Source organism: Collimonas silvisoli, from assembly GCF_018305005.1.
GTDB lineage: Bacteria > Pseudomonadota > Gammaproteobacteria > Burkholderiales > Burkholderiaceae_D > Collimonas > Collimonas silvisoli.
This window is the reverse complement of the sequence record NZ_JAGQEG010000005.1, coordinates 46,766-62,140: the sequence shown is the minus strand read 5'-3', so window position 1 is coordinate 62,140 and position 15,375 is coordinate 46,766. Positions and strand designations below refer to the sequence as shown.

Sequence of the window (15,375 nt, the reverse complement as noted above, 5' to 3'; positions counted from 1 at the left end):
CCTAGAAGTCGATACTGCCGAGAAACTTCTGCCCGCGCCGCTTGCAGCAGCTGTACGGACGCCACAGGGCCCAGGCGTAATCGCCACGTTGGGCCTGCGCGTGGAATCCGCTGCTGGGAAACACGGCGCATGAGGTGGAGAGCTTGGGCGTCAGCTCCTGCCACTTGCCGGTGGAGGCATCACTCTCGCGCAATGCACCCGCAGGCCAGTAGCCTTCATGGGGGGCGGCGAGCAGCGGCTGGTAGACGTGCGGTTGGCCATAGCGTGTAACGACGTCCCCGGCACGCTGCGCGATCACCGCGGCGGTCAGGTGGTCATCGACCTGATGTAGATGTCCGCCGCGTGGATAGACGTTGCCCCACAGGTTGGCCGTGAGCCGGCCACCGACTTCGCGCATGCCCGGAATCAGCGACTCCGGGTAGACCAGCTCGGGCACGTTGTAGCGCCAGGCGAGGGTATCGAGCGTGCTCAGCAGATAAGGCATCAGCGGGGTGCCGGCTCCCGGGCAGGTGTAGCCGGATTGGCCGGCGAACTTGCTGAACAGCACGCCGGCGGGATGCCCGATGACATCCGCATTCTTGAATTTGGCGAGGTTGTTCTCGCTGCGTTCGCTGGTCGTGCCGTCGCCGCCGCTGATGGCCGTGGGATTGGGCAGGCTCATCGGCCGCACTTCCACCCACGGGCTCTGGCCGGTGTTGCTGTAGCTGGAGACGACCGCGTCCGGCACGTAGTGGCGGACCTTGACCGAGGTGCGTACCGTGCAGCCGCTGAAGCCGCAGGACAGCCAGTAGCAGATGCCGACCACGCGCCAGGCCAGGCAATCCGGCGACAGCACCGAAGCGGCGATGGTGGCCGTGTTCAGGGCATAGGCGCTGCCCGAGGCAGCGAGAAGGACGGCGGCGAGGCCGCGCCGCCAGCGGCGAGAGAGAATCATGGCCGGCGCTCCCGGTGTTGGGCAATGCGCGCCACGGCACGCGCGACGTCCGTCTCGCCGTAGACGACATAGCGCTTGTCGACCACGACGGCAGGCACCTTCTGCACGCCCAGGCTCCATGCGTCGACGACACCTTGGTGCGCGGTGGCCAGGCGCTGTTGCAGCGCGGCGCCACCGTGCGTCAGTCGTTGCCGGATCAACGCTTCGGCGCGTTCAGGCTCTTTCGGCAGGCCGGCCGTGATCTCGGTTTCGATGCGCTCGGCAGCGTCGAGATCAATCACGCGTACGCCGGCCGGAACCTGCACGACATGCGGTCGGGCCGTGACGACCAGCACATCGGCGGCGCATGCCGCTTGTGCGACCAGCAGCAACGGCAGTAGCGCACCCATATGGGCGAAGTGAAGCGAAGGGGAGTGAGCCATGGTGCGGTCGCCAACGAGGTTCAAAGACAGAGTCGTAGTCGAACGCAATCGAGCGCGGGATGCGACAAAGAATAGGGAAAGGCGGCGAGCCGTGTTGTCAGTCACGAAAGTGCGCATGGAGGTTTCCGAGGGCGCAGTGCGCGAGTAACACGGGCAACGCCATAGAGCGGAGCCCGAAGGCTCCTTGTGATCACGACGGGCATGGAAGAAAGACAGGCGCCCGTGAGAGGCGCCCGAGGGGTTACAGCAGGCCGGCCTGGGCAAAGGAATACGGCTCGCCCTGGCCGACGATGAAGTGATCGAGCACGGGGATGCCGATCGAGCTCAGGGCACTCGTGATCTGCGCGGTGATGGTGCGATCGGCCGCACTGGGGTTGGTTCGGCCGGACGGATGGTTGTGCACCAGGATGACGGCCGCGGCGTTGTTCGCCAGCGCGCGCTGAAGGATGACGCGAGGGTAGACGGCCGCTTGGTCGATGGTGCCTTTGAACAGCGTTTCGAAGCAGATCACCCGGTGGGCGTTATCGAGACAGAGGATGGCGAAGGCTTCGTTGACGTTTGTTCCCAGCTTCAAGCGCACGTACTGCCGCACCTCGTCGACGCCGTTGAGAACGGCATCTCGTTGAAACAACCGGCTCTCCAGTACCTTGATGGCCCGTTGGATGAGGTTCTGCTCTTTCACGGTGAAGCGTGATGCGATGGGGATTGCCGGCAAGTCGGCATAGGTCTGATCCATGACTTCCTCCTGGGTGCGGAGGGCTCGCCCGTGGGGGACGAGACCCTTTGGCGGGGACGATCGGCATCCACCGGTTCTGTTGATCCGGCTGTTCGCCGTGGGGATGCGAAGCGAACGGGTGGGTCAGCGAGACGGAGTCACGCCGTAGCCTTGAAGACCGTGGCTACCTAGGCACGCTGACATCGTCAGCAGGCATCTCGGTGTGTGGCGTGTTCAATGGATGTGGCGACGCGCCGGCAAGCCAGTCCAAGGCGGAGAGCAGCACGTCGCCCTCGACTGCGCCTTGCAGGAGGGTCGAGCCACCGGTTTCGCGATCGGACAAGTGCAGCGTTGGCGTGGCGTTGATGCCGGCGTGCACGGCGTCCTCTGCCTGGCTGCGCACCGCGGCGGCGGATGCCTCGTCGTTGACGCAGTGGCGCACGGCCGGAGTCATCCCTGGCGGTGGCGCATCGTCCGGCAGGCCCTGGCCATTGCCGCGCGTGTGCTGGTAGATCCAGGCGATGGCGTTCCAGAAGGCCGCGGCACCTTTGACCTTGCCGAGGCATTCGGCGAGCCGTGCCTCCTGCGTCGCGGCCGGTTCGTGGATTGGCAAGGGGCGGTGATGCCACTGCAACATGACGTCGGGATGCGCATCAACCCACTGCATGAGCCGGGGAAAGTAGGTGCGGCAGTGCTCGCACTCCAGGTCGGCGAACAGCACCAGTGTGAAGCGCGCCTCGGCGTTTCCGTAATGCCAAGGCGGACCGGAGGTCGCCTCCGTTGCGGGGGGCGAGGGGTTCGCGCCCGGCGGCGCGGGCGCGCGTGACGGGCGCAGCCACCAGAGGGCGAGCACCATCAGGGCGACGAGCGTCCACACGATCAGCAGCCGGAGGGGGCGGGAAAGCGGCGGGTTGTGCTTCATGGTGTTCTCGATCAGCTGTGCAGATCGAGCGCCAGTGGCTCGATGCCGCGTGCGCGGTCGATTCGCTCGGCCACCATGAACGCCGCGTCGAGCTCGCTGATGCCGTGCTGCTGCATCAGGCGGAAGCGTTCGGCTTTCTCTTCCGGTTCCGTCATCGCCATGGCCAGGTACAAGCTAGGCGGTACGGCGCGAAACAACACTTCCATGGATTTCGACAGGATGACGCCCTCGGTGAACTTGCCGGCTTCCTTGCGCGCCGACAGCATTAGGGCTTTCTGCGACGCATTCAACTCACGGAACCGGGCGATCTTCTCGACTTCGTCCGGCGGCATGCTCAGGCAGATCCACCACTCGATCATGTTGAGCATGGGCTCGGCGGCCTTCGGCAGGTCGTCTAGGTTTTGCGTCGCCAGCCAGAACCACGCGCCGAGCTTGCGCCACATCTTGGTGATTTTCACGATGTAGGGCGACAGCAGCGGGTTCTTGGTGATGATGTGCCCTTCGTCGGTGACGTTGATGATCGGCCGGCCGAGGAACTGGTCGCGCTCGGCGATGTTGTTCACGGTGTTGATAAGGCTGATGTAGGCGATCGAGAGCTGGGCGCCGTAGCCTTCACGCGCGAAGGTGGCGAGGTCGACAATGGTGATGTCGACCTCGGGCCACGGTGTGCCGGGCCGGTCAAACATCTCGCCGTCCACGCCCTGGGTGAACATGTCCATCGCGTCGGCCATTTCCAGCAGCCGCGTGCGCCGCGATTCGGGTAGCGAAGCGTCGTGGCCTCGCTCGCGCAGCGCATCACGCACGTCGCGCGTCAGTACGGTGCGCTTGTCGGCCACGCAGCGCTTGGCTGCGTCGAGAATGCACTGGCGAATCAGGCTGCGGTCGGCGCGTGTCATGCGCGCTTCTTCACGCTCTTCGCCGCCGGTGATCATCAGGCGCGCGGTGATCTCCAGTTCGCCCAGCACATCGCGTTGTTCGTCGCCTTCGGCGTTTTCTGCCGTTGCATCGGCTGCTTCGTCCAAGGCGTCGGCGTCCAGCGTCTGTACCTTGCCGGGCGTGTCGACCAGACGCCAGGCGTCGGCGAACGGCGCCAGGCTGACGCCGGAGCCCGGCGACAGCTTGACCCGGTGTACGGTCAGCTTCAAGCGTGCCGCGAAATCGCCGTACAGGCCGAACGAGTTGCCGGCCTCGACGATGAATAATCGCGGCCGGTACACGGCAGTGACCTGGTTGAGAATGTTGTTGAGTGTGGCGCTCTTGCCTGAGCCGGTTGGGCCGAACAGGAACAGGTGCGCGTTCATTTGCCGGTCGAGCCGGTTCAACGGGTCGAACGTGATGACGCCACCACCGCGGTTGAACATCGTGATGCCGGGATGCCCGGTGCCTTGGCTGCGTCCCCAGACCGGAGCGAGGTTCGCTGCGTGTTGGGCGAACATCAACTGCGTGTACCACAGGCGTTTGTCTTTCGCCGGGTCGAACATGCACGGTAGCCAGCGCAGGTAGCTATTCAGCGGCGCCACCTCGTCTTCTTCGCGCACCGGTTGCAGCCCGGCATTGAGCATCACGTTCGCCAGTTGCAGGCCGCGCGCGTCGAGCTCGCTCAGGTCGCGCCCGCGCAGGTAGAACGCCAGCGCGCCGCGGTAAAGCTTGTGCGAGCTGCCGATGATGCTGCGTGCCTCTTGCACATCCTCGCGCGCCTGTTCCGAGGCCAGGGTGTCGCCGACGGCCTTCTTGCTTAGGTGGTTCAAATGGGCTTCGAGCACGTCCTGCGGCGTGGCGACCAGGGTCAGGCACATCACCGTGTCTTCCGGCATCTGGTCGAACAGGGCATTGACGGCATCACCGCCTTTGCGCGTCTCGCCGGTCAGGTGTCCGATGCCAGGCGGCATGCGCAGCCGGTCCACTGTCATGACCCTGTGCGGCATGCCGTCGAAGCGCCACACGCCGTTCTCGACGTCGGAGTGCGGCTGGCCGAAGAACAGGCGCTGCGCGAACTCCGTGCCGCTGGCCAGTTCGATCTCACCGGCTTCGGTTTCCTCCGGGTAGGCTGTCAACGCATAGAAGCACTCGCGGTCGGCCGCCGAGGGGCCGAGCGCCGCGGGGTGGGGGTTGAACCAGCGCAGCAACCAGTCGTGCACGTCTGCCGCTGCCAGACGCCGGCAGCGGACACCGGTATTGGACAGGCCACCCAACAGCCGGTCGCAGATGACGGTCAGGGTGTGTTCGGGCGACTGCCCACGCCGCGACGCGACAGCCGGCGCGCGGCGATAGACCACCATGCGCACGCGGCGTTGCTGGCCGCGCCAGGGCAGGCGAGTGACGGTGCTGTCTTCGAACAGCCCGCCGGGCGTGGAGATAGCGTGCAGATGGTGGGCGAAGAAGCGTTCGTAGAAGTCGCTGAAGGCGGTGCCTTGCGCGCGCGGTTGGATGTAGCCGTGCAGCGTGGCGAGATAACTGTCCCAATCGGTTTCATCCTGGGCATACAGTTGGACGACCCACGGGTTCTCATCCAGTTCGTCGAAGCTGTCTTGCAAGGCGTTTTCCAGGCTGTCGCGTACCCGGGCTAGCCAGTGCAGTTCACGACCCTCGGTGCCCACGGGGGTGAGTTCGAAGAACGCGGCGACTGATACACCATCCTCGAGCAGCAGACTGTTCGAGTCCGGCAGATACTCGACCCACGGCAACATGTCGACGAACGATGGGGCGACATCGTAGAGCGCTTGTTCGTCGGCCTGCGTCGCCGGCCGCGTGCGGTCGGCAAAACGCTGCCCCGGCTCGGCGATATGGTGTACCGCCAGTGTGGCGACATGACGTTGCCAGGCATTGTCAGGCGCTTGCCGGAGGCCGTCGATCGGCCGGCGCGCGTTTCTCATGCGCAGGCGCATAAACGTGACTCGTGGCACCCACCGGGAGTGGGAATGCGGTCGGGTGTCAAAGGGCAGCTCCGGTTCAATCGATGAACCGCGAGTGTCCGTCGCCGGCGTTTATGCTCCCATCGGAAATGCGATGCGCGCCGTGCCCGTATTCACTTTCGGTCGCTGGGCTCAACCTATGTGCATGCGAGTGACAGTTACCATGACGGTTCGGCCTTCTTTTCTGGGTGGGCAAACCGTTCTGGGGTAACGATGGAAATAGATCAACGTGTGGATGTGCTTGCGCTGGGCGTTTCCAGTGCATTGCAGCGAGAAGTGGAAGCGCTGACGGCGCTGAAGGTGGAGATGGATCGCCATGCTCGAGGAGGAATGAAAAAGGCGTACCTGGACGACTGGATGGACAACGCGATCTATGGGGCCTACTGGGGCGACAGCGTGTTGTATCTGGTAGTGCCGTTTTTGCACTGGTGCCCAGACGAGGCACGACCATTCCAGGCGCTGGTGGACCCTCGCTATGTGCTTGGAGCCAGCATTGATGGATTGCCGGAGCACGTCGATTCAAAAGAGGTTGCCGGACGCATCGAGCAGTACGCAACGCCCTCGGAATCGAACAGTGCGCTGTATGACTGGTATCGGCCGTTGGGCATCCTGACCGCACATGAAGGCAAGCATCGCGTCGCGTTCATGCGTGCGCACGGTCAACCGGCGATTGCCGCGCAGATTTGCGAACGAGATTACCCCGCGGCCGACCGCCTCGTGCTGATCAAGCCCGACGACGAGCGCGACGAGTGGCTCGCGATCCTCGATGGGCGCTACGTGCAGGTGCTGCGTCGGCCACAGGTTTCGGCGCGACTGCTGACGGCCTATGGCGTCAAGGTCAAACGCTGGCGGGAGGTGCCGGGGTTGCCGAGTGAGTGGCATATACGCCGTGACATCGACGCGCGGCGCTTGCATAAACGTTCGGGTTCCACACGCGAGTCGGAGCGTACGCTGGACCTGGAGCAGGTGCGCAAGCAGTACGAGGAAGACACTGAACAGGTCCGTGTGGGCGTGATGGACATCGAACCGTACCGTTGGGACCTGTGGCGCTATCTGATCGCAGGCGCGGCCGTGAGCGTATTGGGGTTGATGATGCTGTCGTTCAAGCACGACGTTGTTCGCACGGTCGGCGCGATACTTATGGGTGGTGGGCTGGGCCTCATGTTGGGGCCCGGCTGGATGCGCTTTGTGGGTCCGCGCACGATTCACGTTGATGGTCACCGAGTCGTGCGCCGGCGCCGCTAGTACGCTTCGACGCGTTCGCCCGGCAGCGCATACTGCACGCGCTGATAGAGCGGGAATACCGTGCTGTAGCCCGGCACGGGCACCGGGTCCGTTCCGGCCAGGTGGGGATACACGTACATCACCAGATCGGGATTGGGCAGCCGGTGGAACTGCCGGTAGATCTCGTTCTGTGCGGTGCGGGTGTAAGCGCTGCCGTCGATGGCCACGCCCGATTCGGAAAGCGGGCGACGCAACTGTTGCCGGGCGTCAAACAACTGGCGCGCTGCCTGGCCGCCGGCGCCGCTGCCACCGCTTTCCTGGTTCCACACGTCGAGCATGCTGTTGCCGTTGTGCGGCAACAGCTTCTCCTTGGTGGTGGCGCAGCCGGCAAGCAACGCAACTGACACCAGCAGGCCAAGGCGGTTAGTCCAGATCGGGCGCATGCGTGCCTCCGGTGCGGTAGTCGACGCGCCGTCCCTTCGGGTCGTAGTCGATGTTGATGGGACGTTCGAGGTGCACGGCGACCTTCGCACCGGGCTGGACATAGACGGCGGCGAATGCCTGCCCGTAGAGCTTGTTCACCCACTGCGACATGTCTTGCACGCCACCGGCGAGAATGCGGCCCATGGCTTCGTTGCCGGAGATGCCCACGGTGCCGAGCTGCCCGTTGTTGCCGGAGACAACGGCAACGCTGCCGTTATCCGACTTGATCAGCGATGCGGCGGCCGCACCCGCCGCGGTGATCAGTGCCTGGGTGCCGAGGTATTGCTGGGCGTTGCTGCGCCGTTCTCCGCTGACGCAGGGAATGCCATGCGGATCGCTGATCCAGCCCAGACTGCTGTCGGTGGCGACGCCGCTGGCGCTCTGAGTGTTTCCGCTGTCGTCCTCGTCACGGTCGTTCCTGTTGGCGCCAGGGACGGTGCGTACCGTACCGTCCTTGAAGACGAAGGTCATCGAACGGACGTTTCCGCGCACGCACGACAGCGTCCAGTCGCCCGAGGCCGTGCCGCTGAGAACGGCGCCTGCCACATCGGGCAGGTCGATGCCATTCGCGGTGAGGTTGTCCGGGCCGATCAACACTTTGAACGGGAACGGGTCGTTGACCGTTCCGTCCACGGGGACCCGGCCAATCAATGCGGTCATGGCGATCGAACCCATGAGTGTCGAGTTCGAAGGCACGGTATAGATCGGCTTGAGCCGGCGCTCTTTGTCCAGATCGCGGTCGCGGTGGCGAACGGTTTCGCCGGGTTGCTCCAGCGCCGTTTGCGCCGGTGCGAAACTGGTTGGGAAGGTCGACGCCTTGCTGCTCGAACTATGTCCGGCCGAGCCTTCAGCGGGACGCGCATCGTTGGGTTCGACCCAGCGCATGCCGCTGCTGAAGGTTTTGCCGTCGCCGCTTTCCAGGCCCAGGCCAACCGGCAGATCCGCCTGTCCACCGCTTTGCCTGGAGAGGTTTTCGAGCCGTTGTTGCATCTCCTGCAGCGCGCCTGCCGTCTGGTTCTTGTCGCTGTCGAGCGCCGAGCGCTCGTCCTGTAGGCGCTGGCGTTCGTCGCTGAGCGCGCCCTGGATGCGTTGGTCGATCGACGCCTCGCGTTGCCGCAGGCGCTCGTTTTCTTCTTGCTGCTGCTTGGTGTTGCCCGCGGCACTCTGTAGTTCCGTGCGTAGTTGCTTGACCTGACCCACCAGGGTGGCGACGGTGTCGCGCGGGGTGTCGCCTTCAATACCCAGGGTCTTCATTTCGTCGGGGGTCAGGCGCGGGCCGTTGTCGATCGCGTTACCGCTGCGGTCGCGACCGCCGAACAGCTTGACGCCGACGATCAGCACCAGCAGTACCACGGGCACGACCAGCCACTTCAAGAGGCGGTTACTTTTCATCGTGGCCTCCCGTCGTAGGCGCCGGCAGGTTGAGTGCCGTATCGAATGGGCTGATCGCAGGCAGTAGCGATTCGGCCAGGCCGTGGCCGCGGGTCACCAAGTACACCACCGTGGTGTCGCTGGCGTGCCCGGCGGGGCCTAGGTCGGGGTGCTGGAAAGTCGCCGCGACGAAGTCGCCTTGCAGTGCACGCGGGTCCAGCGGCAGTGTGGTTCCCGAGGCATTGCGCAGACGCACGGCGGTGACCCAGAAACCGTCCAGTTGCCAGGCCGCGAGTGCGTGTGGCTGCACGGGCAACGACGGCAGCAGCGAACTCAACGGCAAGTCACGCCGTACATGGGCGCGACCGATGCCTTCCACCGATTCGACGGTACGCAGCGGGGCAAACAGGTTTTGCGCGGCATAGCGAGTCAGCACCACCGGCACGGGAGATTCTCGCGCGCGGCGCTCGGTCGCTTCTGCGGTGTCCGCCTCTTCGCCGCCGGGCGATTTACCGGTAGCGCCATAGCGCTTGGGCGTGCTGTCGCCCTCGACGATTCGCACCGGCTCCAGGGCCGGCTGATCCTTGCGCGCTGGTGTGGCTGCAATGTCGAGCAGGATCAGTGCGCCGGTGTCGGCGTCCTGCAACTGCAGCCGCGACGGTTCGATGACGTCGTTGGCGCGCAGATAAATGGCGCCGCCTGCGCTCTGCACACGCAGTTTGCCGTCCAGTTCTGCCGGCACGCCGACGCGCACGTTGCGATCGATAAACACGACGCGCTCCTGGTTCACCCGCAGCGGCACTGCCAGTGGCATGCGCTCCCAGCGCAAGATCTCGACGGCTTGCGCGGTGAGCGGCAGGCTGATCGCGAGGAGGACGAGCAGGCGCTTCATGGCGTGGCTCCTTCAAGGGGCGTCGTCTTGACGGAGGTCTCGTCGGTGACCGGCGTCGAAATGCGCTGCGGCGGCTGGCTGTAGCAGTCGAGTGCCAGGCCGAACGGGTTGCGCTCCGGGTCCTGGTCGTAGCGCACGACTTTCAGCGAGTAGCGCACCTGCGCGCGCTTGACCGGCTCCGCGCCGTAGTACTCGTCGGCGTTGAGGTCCAGCGTGACGATCCAGTCACGGTCCGACATCACCTTGACGCGCGCGCTCGGGTCGTCGCCGTAGCCGCGGCCCGGGATTTCATAAACGCCGCGTACCCGCTGGCGCAGCTCGCCTGCCGTGCGGCGCGATTCGAAGTCCTGCTGCAGGTAGGCGCGACACGCGGGTGTCAGGTAGGCGGAAAGCGCATGGAGATTGCGGGCGTAGTCTTGCTCGCCGTCGGTCGGCCAGCGGTGCATCTGCTGGAAGATGTAGTAGGTGAAGGCGTAGACGCTCTCCGGCGGCACGTCCCACCATTTTCGCGTGCTGCCGGAGCGCAGGTCAGGCGGTACGTGGATGGTCAGGTCGCGCGGGGCGCGCCACCAGCCCGCGCTCAGCACAAGCAGCAGGACGAACAGCAAGCAGGCACCGATGCGCAGTGTCTTCACGTGTGCGCTTAGATGCGCGACTTCATTCTTGAAGCGGCTCATCGTTGACCTCGATGCGTAGTCCAGTAGCCCGAGCGGGTGATCAGTAGTCGTCCTCCCAGCCGTGCCGCCACGGCTGGGAAACGCAAGGCAAGGCGCCACTGCAACTGTCGATGCAGCCAGGTCTCGGGGCGGCCGCGCTTCAGCCGCCGCAGAAGGCCGCCGCCAATGAACACACCGGCGGCGATCCCTGCGACGATCAGTGTCGGCACCAAGGCGATGCTGGAAGCCAGCCAGGCCAGCGGTATCCCGAGCAGGAAACCCGCGCCAGCGGACAGGCCGGCGCAGATCCACAACTCGTCCGCCGTGAGGCCGCGCACGACCACCGGCTGGCGATTCAGACGGTGCGGGAGAAACACCACCGTGCCGTCCTGATCGTTAGCGATACTCATCAGAGTACGCCCGTGGCCTTGGTCAGCAGCCAGATACCGATCACCAGCAGCATGGCGCCCACTGCCACCGACAGGCCGAATTGCCCCCAGGTGGCGCGGCCGGTATGGATTTCCGAGTACCGGGTGTAGGCGTGGTAGCAGACACCGAGAAACATCGCCGCGATCACGATCAGGGCGACCAGCATCACAATGTCATAGCCATAGTTCTGCAGGGTCTGCAGGATGCCGTTGCCTTGGCCGCGCGTCGGGTCTTCCATCTTCGGCAAGCCCGGTCCAGAAAACGCGGGAAGCGGCATGCCCACCAGGGCGAGTGCGACCGCTGCCTGAGAGATGAAGATTGAGTGTTTGAATTTCATAACCGCGCCCTTGTTGAACTACGACAGAAGGAAATACGTCAGCACGAGGTAGATCACGACAAAGCGCACGACCACCGCGAGGAATTGACGCTGATTGAGCTGCTGCTCGCTCCAGCCGACGTAGGCGGTACGCATCGCCCACACGCCCCAGAGCAGAAGCACGGCAAACAGAAGGCTGAGCAGCAAAGTTGAGAGATCGCCTGGATTGATCCCGCCATTGGCCTTGAAAGCAGCGATTTGGGCGGCAGTCATGGCACCACCTTGCTGGCGGTGTCTTGGCGGTAATCTCCGTGCAGCTCGATCGGGTCGCGCGGCTGAGCGCGCACCGGGGTCAGGTAGTCCTCAACCCCGCCGCGAATGCGCCGCACGTCTTCGCGCAGGCGTATGAAATCGAAGTGGTAGCGGCTGTGGTTCGAGGCGAAACTGGCCGTGGCAAGCGCAGCACCGCGTTCGGCCTGGTGCTCCAGCCTCTCAAGCTGGCGCGTCATCACCGCCAGCTCGGCGCGCAGCTCGGCCTCGCCGGCATTCGCCAGCGGCGAGATGCAGGCCAGCACCAGTGCAGGTAGCCAAAGGTGGTGGCGGGAAAGTGGCATGTTCGCGATTCTGGGTCGATGGGAATAGCGAAAGATTCAGGCGCAACGGCGCGCGGCGCCGCAAACAATGGGCACGCCGAGCCACCCGGTTTATGTCATCGGCGCGCTGCGCCAAAGCGAAGCGTGTGGTGGCGGAATGGACGTTCCACGCCACCAGCGCAGGCAAGACTTATCCGAAAATGCAGCGGCGCTATGTCGCCTGCGGTCGATTCCGTGCATGGTGAGGGCGCCTTGGCGTCGCGACGGCAAGGTGGATCGAGAAGAGGAGTACTACGGCAGGCGAACGTTCTGGTTCGCACAACGGCATGGAGACGAAGCAATGACAGCTGGCTTGCTATTGACGCGTACGGCAGGAGAGAAGATCTGGCTATGGGCTCGTTCGGACGTTGATGCCGATGAGTTGATGCACCAGTTGCGAACGCGAGGCATCCTGCTCGAAGTGGTCACTGTGAGGGGCGGACAGGTGAAGCTCTGCATTCGGGCGCCGCGGTGCGTGACCATCCTGCGCGCCGAACTGAACGACGACGGCGACTGACAGCGGTTCCCGACAGGGCGCTCGCAGCGCTCGAAGGGTCACAGGTATTTCTTGAAGCTTCCCGCCGCAATGTCGACTGCGAGGCCGAGCACGACCGCGCAAGGTAGCAGCACGAGCAAGGGGTGCACGCTGACCGGAAGCGCCAGGTAGATGACCCAGGGCAACACCGCGAGTGGTATCAGACTGGCGCGGGCGCGGTGGTAGATAAAGCCCGATTCCCGCCCGGCGCTGAAACGCCGCAGGTCGCGCCTGACGAGGCCATCGACCAGGCCGACGAAGGCGGCCAGGAGGAACAGCGGCAGGCTCAGGCAAAGCACCAGCAGGCGAACGAGGAACACCAGGACGGTGTAGGCCGATGCGATCAGGTAGCTTTCCAGGTGCACGTAGACGCGGCCCATGTAGTAGCGAAAGTCATGGGTCGATCGGGTGCCGCCTGCGCGCGCTTGGGCGGAGGCGTCGCGGATACTGTCGGCCAGCCCGGTTTCGACGAACACCCACCGATACGCCAGGGAAACCAGTTCGTGGGCGGTGCGCCCCGGTTGTTCGACGAGGTCGCTGAGGATGAAGTGGTCCGATAGCTGCGCCAGCTCGTGGTTCAGCATGCCTCGCGCGTGATGCCAGCCCAGCTCCGGCCAGAACAGGGCCATGCACACGCACTCGATCACGATGCTCAGGAGCAATGAGCCGATCAGGACACCGGCGAATCGAAACGGCAGCGTGACCACGCTCGCCAGCAGACTCTGTTGCTCGACCTGCTGTTTTCGGGCGGTAGCCGCGGGATCGCTCATGGCCGCGCTTCGTCGTTATCGGCGGCGCTTGCCGGGCGTGCGACATCCACAAGCAGGTCGGCGGGCAGCAGGTCGTCATGCGGCTCGGCCGGTGCGTTGTTGGACCACCAATCACCGGCTTCGGTGTAGCGCCGGCGCATGTCCGCCGCCATGGCCTGCAGGTCCTTCGGCATGACCTCATCGAGATCCGGGGTCGGCAATGGCATGCGGATCTTCCACAGATTGCCGCCCTCAATCAGCGCAAAGCACTGGCCCTTGGGCAGCGCCACGATATGGGCGGGCTCGATCAGCGGCACGCTGGCGCTGGTGATCCGGTCTTGGGTATTGCTGGTGAAAGCGGTGTGGCCGCGCGGGTCCGAACTGTCGGTGGTGCCGCTCATGATCGAGGTGGCGTGCACCTCCACTTTCGGCAGCTGTTTGGTTAGCAGTTCGGCGGTGGCGGTCTCTCTGACGCGCAACATCAGCAGGTTGTTGAAGTTGCCGACGACCTGGCCGGCCTTGGCGCGGTTGCCGATGCGCGCCTCGATGTCGCTCAAGGTCTGTGTATAGGCCGTGACCTGCACACCAGCGCCGCCGCCCTTGTTGACCAGTGGGATGAACTCGTCACCCATCAGTTCGTTGAATTCGTCCGCGTGCAGGTTGATCGGCACCTTGATGCCGTCGGCGGTGCCGGGCAGGCCGTCGTCCACGCCGAATTTGTAGAGGTGGCCGGCCACGGACACCAGGTCGGAGAACATCGAATTGCCCACTGCCGCCGCGACCTCGGCGTCGGACAGAGCATCCAGCCCGACATAGACGATGGCGCGCTTACGGATGACCTGCATCCAGTCGAAGATCGGCCGGGGATCGTCGAGGTCGGCGTAGTTGGGTGCCAGGAGCTGCGCCGTTTTCCCCGTGGTGAGCTTTTCCAGGAGCGGCAGGAGACTGGCGACGATTTTATCGAAGTAGGTCCGGTCATAGCGCACCGCGCTACGCAGACCGTCGAGCACCGGGTCGTACACCCGCACTTGCGTCAAATACTGTTCGAGCGCCACCACGCGCTTTTCTCGGCCCACCATGTGGCGCGGGATGTTCTTGTCGTTGAGCCGGCCTTCGAGCTGGACGATGATCTCCCACGCCTTCGGCTCATGCGCTGCAAAGAAATGCTGGGCGTACTCGATGAACAGGGCATCGATGTTGACGACGTGGCGCTGGATCAGCAGGTAGTCGGGGCGCTGCCCCAAGGCGACCAGGGCGCGCGCGATGATGTTGACGAAGCGCCAGGCGAACTCCTTGAACGCCGCACTGTTTCCTTCGCTGGAGAGCTGGCCGGCGATGCGCGTGGCGACCTCGGAAATGCGGCCGAATCGACCCACCGCGTTGTAGCGCGCAGAAATGTCGGGCCAGCCGAGATGGAATACATAGAATTCGCCTTCGCGTCCCGCGCGCTTGGCTTCGACGTACATGCGCTTGAGCAGATCGGCGTCGCCCTTCGGATCGAAGACGATGACCACCTCATGCTGGCCGTCGACCCTGCGCCGGATATCCTGGGTGATCAGCAGCTCAGCGAGGCGCGTTTTGCCGACGCGTGTGGTTCCGAGCACGAGGGTATGGCCGACCCGCTCGCCCAGCGGCAAGGTCACGTCGGCCTCGTTGGGCTCGATGCCGTGCAGCCGCGGCAAGCCGCCGACCGGTGGCAGGGGGCGTAAGGGGTTGAGCACGCTGTCCCACGCCGTGACGCGAGCCAACTGCGATAGCGGAAACGGTGCGAACTCCAACCGCTGTTCCAGCCGGCGGGCCAGGCGGTATGTCGTCGTGGGCTCGACGTAGCGGCGGAACTCCGGCCGATAGGTCTGCATCAGCCGGTGCGTGTGCCGTTGCTCCCAGCGAAACCCCTTGCCCAGGAAGAGGCGCTGCTGGCTGACGGGCACCTGCCGGCTGGTCATGGTGTAGCGTGGCAGCCGGCGAATGTGGCGGCGGTAGCGCAGGATGCTCCACGCCTGATGCATGCGGACGGCGCCGAAGGTGGCGAAAACCGCGGCGCTGCCGATGCCGAGCGTTGGGCTCAGCGCGAACGACCAGGGCGCAAACAGGCAAAGAGATGCCGCGACCGCACAGACCGTGACGGTGTAGAGCTCGACCGCGGGGCGCAGCAGCACCTCGACCGCATAAGCCTGGGCCAT

The 15,375-nt window shown here is 64.8% G+C and carries 17 protein-coding genes; 2 read left to right on the top strand and 15 right to left on the bottom strand.

The genetic code is table 11. The features are described 5' to 3' along the window. Position 1 precedes the first annotated feature (1 nt). From KHU33_RS02215 to KHU33_RS02195, 5 genes are all read right to left on the bottom strand, one after another. Complete coding sequence (locus KHU33_RS02215; RefSeq protein WP_211460877.1) at positions 2-934, bottom strand: TIGR03756 family integrating conjugative element protein; 933 nt, start codon at positions 932-934, stop codon at positions 2-4. Beyond that, on the bottom strand, positions 931-1,323 hold the full coding sequence (locus KHU33_RS02210; protein WP_211460903.1) for a TIGR03757 family integrating conjugative element protein: 393 nt from the start codon (positions 1,321-1,323) through the stop codon (positions 931-933). Before KHU33_RS02210 ends, KHU33_RS02215 begins: the two co-directional genes overlap by 4 nt. Before the next feature lie 274 nt (positions 1,324-1,597). Then, a complete protein-coding gene (locus KHU33_RS02205) occupies positions 1,598-2,092 on the bottom strand; it encodes a JAB domain-containing protein (RefSeq protein WP_211460876.1) in 495 nt (164 codons plus the stop codon). A gap of 163 nt (positions 2,093-2,255) precedes the next feature. Further along, the gene (locus KHU33_RS02200) at positions 2,256-2,993 is read right to left on the bottom strand and encodes a thioredoxin domain-containing protein (RefSeq protein ID WP_211460875.1); all 738 of its coding nucleotides are present in this window, start codon (positions 2,991-2,993) and stop codon (positions 2,256-2,258) included. Between the two features lie 11 nt (positions 2,994-3,004). Further along, a complete protein-coding gene (locus tag KHU33_RS02195; RefSeq protein WP_407928235.1) occupies positions 3,005-5,866 on the bottom strand; it encodes a conjugative transfer ATPase in 2,862 nt (953 codons plus the stop codon). Positions 5,867-6,118: 252 nt separating this feature from the next. Between KHU33_RS02195 and KHU33_RS02190 the strand changes: the two genes are divergently transcribed. Next, positions 6,119-7,150: a hypothetical protein gene (locus tag KHU33_RS02190; protein ID WP_211460873.1), complete on the top strand. Its 1,032-nt coding sequence runs from the start codon at positions 6,119-6,121 to the stop codon at positions 7,148-7,150. Here the strand turns inward: KHU33_RS02190 and KHU33_RS02185 are convergent. The 8 genes from KHU33_RS02185 to KHU33_RS02150 are packed head-to-tail and all read right to left on the bottom strand — an operon-like array spanning position 7,147 to position 11,890. Further along, entirely contained in the window at positions 7,147-7,572 is a 426-nt protein-coding gene (locus tag KHU33_RS02185; RefSeq protein WP_211460872.1) for a TIGR03751 family conjugal transfer lipoprotein, read from the bottom strand. The two genes, KHU33_RS02190 and KHU33_RS02185, sit on opposite strands and share 4 nt — an antisense overlap. Beyond that, the gene (locus KHU33_RS02180; RefSeq protein ID WP_211460871.1) at positions 7,553-9,004 is read right to left on the bottom strand and encodes a TIGR03752 family integrating conjugative element protein; all 1,452 of its coding nucleotides are present in this window, start codon (positions 9,002-9,004) and stop codon (positions 7,553-7,555) included. Before KHU33_RS02180 ends, KHU33_RS02185 begins: the two co-directional genes overlap by 20 nt. Continuing rightward, positions 8,994-9,875, bottom strand: a complete 882-nt coding sequence (locus KHU33_RS02175) for a TIGR03749 family integrating conjugative element protein (protein ID WP_211460870.1) — start codon at positions 9,873-9,875, stop codon at positions 8,994-8,996. Before KHU33_RS02175 ends, KHU33_RS02180 begins: the two co-directional genes overlap by 11 nt. Then, positions 9,872-10,552: a PFL_4703 family integrating conjugative element protein gene (locus tag KHU33_RS02170; RefSeq protein ID WP_211460869.1), complete on the bottom strand. Its 681-nt coding sequence runs from the start codon at positions 10,550-10,552 to the stop codon at positions 9,872-9,874. The genes KHU33_RS02175 and KHU33_RS02170 overlap by 4 nt, the downstream gene beginning before the upstream one ends. Continuing rightward, positions 10,549-10,941, bottom strand: a complete 393-nt coding sequence (locus KHU33_RS02165; RefSeq protein WP_211460868.1) for a TIGR03750 family conjugal transfer protein — start codon at positions 10,939-10,941, stop codon at positions 10,549-10,551. Before KHU33_RS02165 ends, KHU33_RS02170 begins: the two co-directional genes overlap by 4 nt. After that, positions 10,941-11,297, bottom strand: a complete 357-nt coding sequence (locus tag KHU33_RS02160) for a TIGR03745 family integrating conjugative element membrane protein (protein ID WP_211460867.1) — start codon at positions 11,295-11,297, stop codon at positions 10,941-10,943. The genes KHU33_RS02165 and KHU33_RS02160 overlap by 1 nt, the downstream gene beginning before the upstream one ends. Before the next feature lie 18 nt (positions 11,298-11,315). Then, positions 11,316-11,549, bottom strand: coding sequence for a TIGR03758 family integrating conjugative element protein (locus tag KHU33_RS02155; RefSeq protein ID WP_211460866.1), 234 nt, complete (start codon positions 11,547-11,549; stop codon positions 11,316-11,318). After that, positions 11,546-11,890, bottom strand: a complete 345-nt coding sequence (locus KHU33_RS02150; RefSeq protein WP_211460865.1) for an integrative conjugative element protein, RAQPRD family — start codon at positions 11,888-11,890, stop codon at positions 11,546-11,548. Before KHU33_RS02150 ends, KHU33_RS02155 begins: the two co-directional genes overlap by 4 nt. 67 nt (positions 11,891-11,957) lie before the next feature. Here KHU33_RS02150 and KHU33_RS02145 point away from each other — a divergent pair, with 67 nt between their 5' ends. Continuing rightward, positions 11,958-12,425, top strand: a complete 468-nt coding sequence (locus tag KHU33_RS02145; protein WP_211460864.1) for a carbon storage regulator — start codon at positions 11,958-11,960, stop codon at positions 12,423-12,425. 38 nt (positions 12,426-12,463) lie between these two features. Here the strand turns inward: KHU33_RS02145 and KHU33_RS02140 are convergent, their stop codons facing one another. Then, complete coding sequence (locus KHU33_RS02140; RefSeq protein WP_211460863.1) at positions 12,464-13,213, bottom strand: TIGR03747 family integrating conjugative element membrane protein; 750 nt, start codon at positions 13,211-13,213, stop codon at positions 12,464-12,466. Further along, the gene (gene traD / locus KHU33_RS02135; protein WP_211460862.1) at positions 13,210-15,375 is read right to left on the bottom strand and encodes a type IV conjugative transfer system coupling protein TraD; all 2,166 of its coding nucleotides are present in this window, start codon (positions 15,373-15,375) and stop codon (positions 13,210-13,212) included. The genes KHU33_RS02140 and traD overlap by 4 nt, the downstream gene beginning before the upstream one ends.

Coding starts and splice junctions, on each gene's coding strand:
- KHU33_RS02195 (WP_407928235.1), bottom strand. CDS start 5,866: ATGAGAAACGCGCGCCGGCCGATCGACGGCCTCCGGCAAGCGCCTGAC.
- KHU33_RS02210 (WP_211460903.1), bottom strand. CDS start 1,323: ATGGGTGCGCTACTGCCGTTGCTGCTGGTCGCACAAGCGGCATGCGCC.
- KHU33_RS02175 (WP_211460870.1), bottom strand. CDS start 9,875: ATGAAGCGCCTGCTCGTCCTCCTCGCGATCAGCCTGCCGCTCACCGCG.
- KHU33_RS02145 (WP_211460864.1), top strand. CDS start 11,958: ATGGGCACGCCGAGCCACCCGGTTTATGTCATCGGCGCGCTGCGCCAA.
- KHU33_RS02140 (WP_211460863.1), bottom strand. CDS start 13,213: ATGAGCGATCCCGCGGCTACCGCCCGAAAACAGCAGGTCGAGCAACAG.
- KHU33_RS02180 (WP_211460871.1), bottom strand. CDS start 9,004: ATGAAAAGTAACCGCCTCTTGAAGTGGCTGGTCGTGCCCGTGGTACTG.
- KHU33_RS02205 (WP_211460876.1), bottom strand. CDS start 2,092: ATGGATCAGACCTATGCCGACTTGCCGGCAATCCCCATCGCATCACGC.
- traD (WP_211460862.1), bottom strand. CDS start 15,375: ATGGCCCAGGCTTATGCGGTCGAGGTGCTGCTGCGCCCCGCGGTCGAG.
- KHU33_RS02200 (WP_211460875.1), bottom strand. CDS start 2,993: ATGAAGCACAACCCGCCGCTTTCCCGCCCCCTCCGGCTGCTGATCGTG.
- KHU33_RS02160 (WP_211460867.1), bottom strand. CDS start 11,297: ATGAAATTCAAACACTCAATCTTCATCTCTCAGGCAGCGGTCGCACTC.
- KHU33_RS02165 (WP_211460868.1), bottom strand. CDS start 10,941: ATGAGTATCGCTAACGATCAGGACGGCACGGTGGTGTTTCTCCCGCAC.
- KHU33_RS02215 (WP_211460877.1), bottom strand. CDS start 934: ATGATTCTCTCTCGCCGCTGGCGGCGCGGCCTCGCCGCCGTCCTTCTC.
- KHU33_RS02155 (WP_211460866.1), bottom strand. CDS start 11,549: ATGACTGCCGCCCAAATCGCTGCTTTCAAGGCCAATGGCGGGATCAAT.
- KHU33_RS02170 (WP_211460869.1), bottom strand. CDS start 10,552: ATGAGCCGCTTCAAGAATGAAGTCGCGCATCTAAGCGCACACGTGAAG.
- KHU33_RS02150 (WP_211460865.1), bottom strand. CDS start 11,890: ATGCCACTTTCCCGCCACCACCTTTGGCTACCTGCACTGGTGCTGGCC.
- KHU33_RS02185 (WP_211460872.1), bottom strand. CDS start 7,572: ATGCGCCCGATCTGGACTAACCGCCTTGGCCTGCTGGTGTCAGTTGCG.
- KHU33_RS02190 (WP_211460873.1), top strand. CDS start 6,119: ATGGAAATAGATCAACGTGTGGATGTGCTTGCGCTGGGCGTTTCCAGT.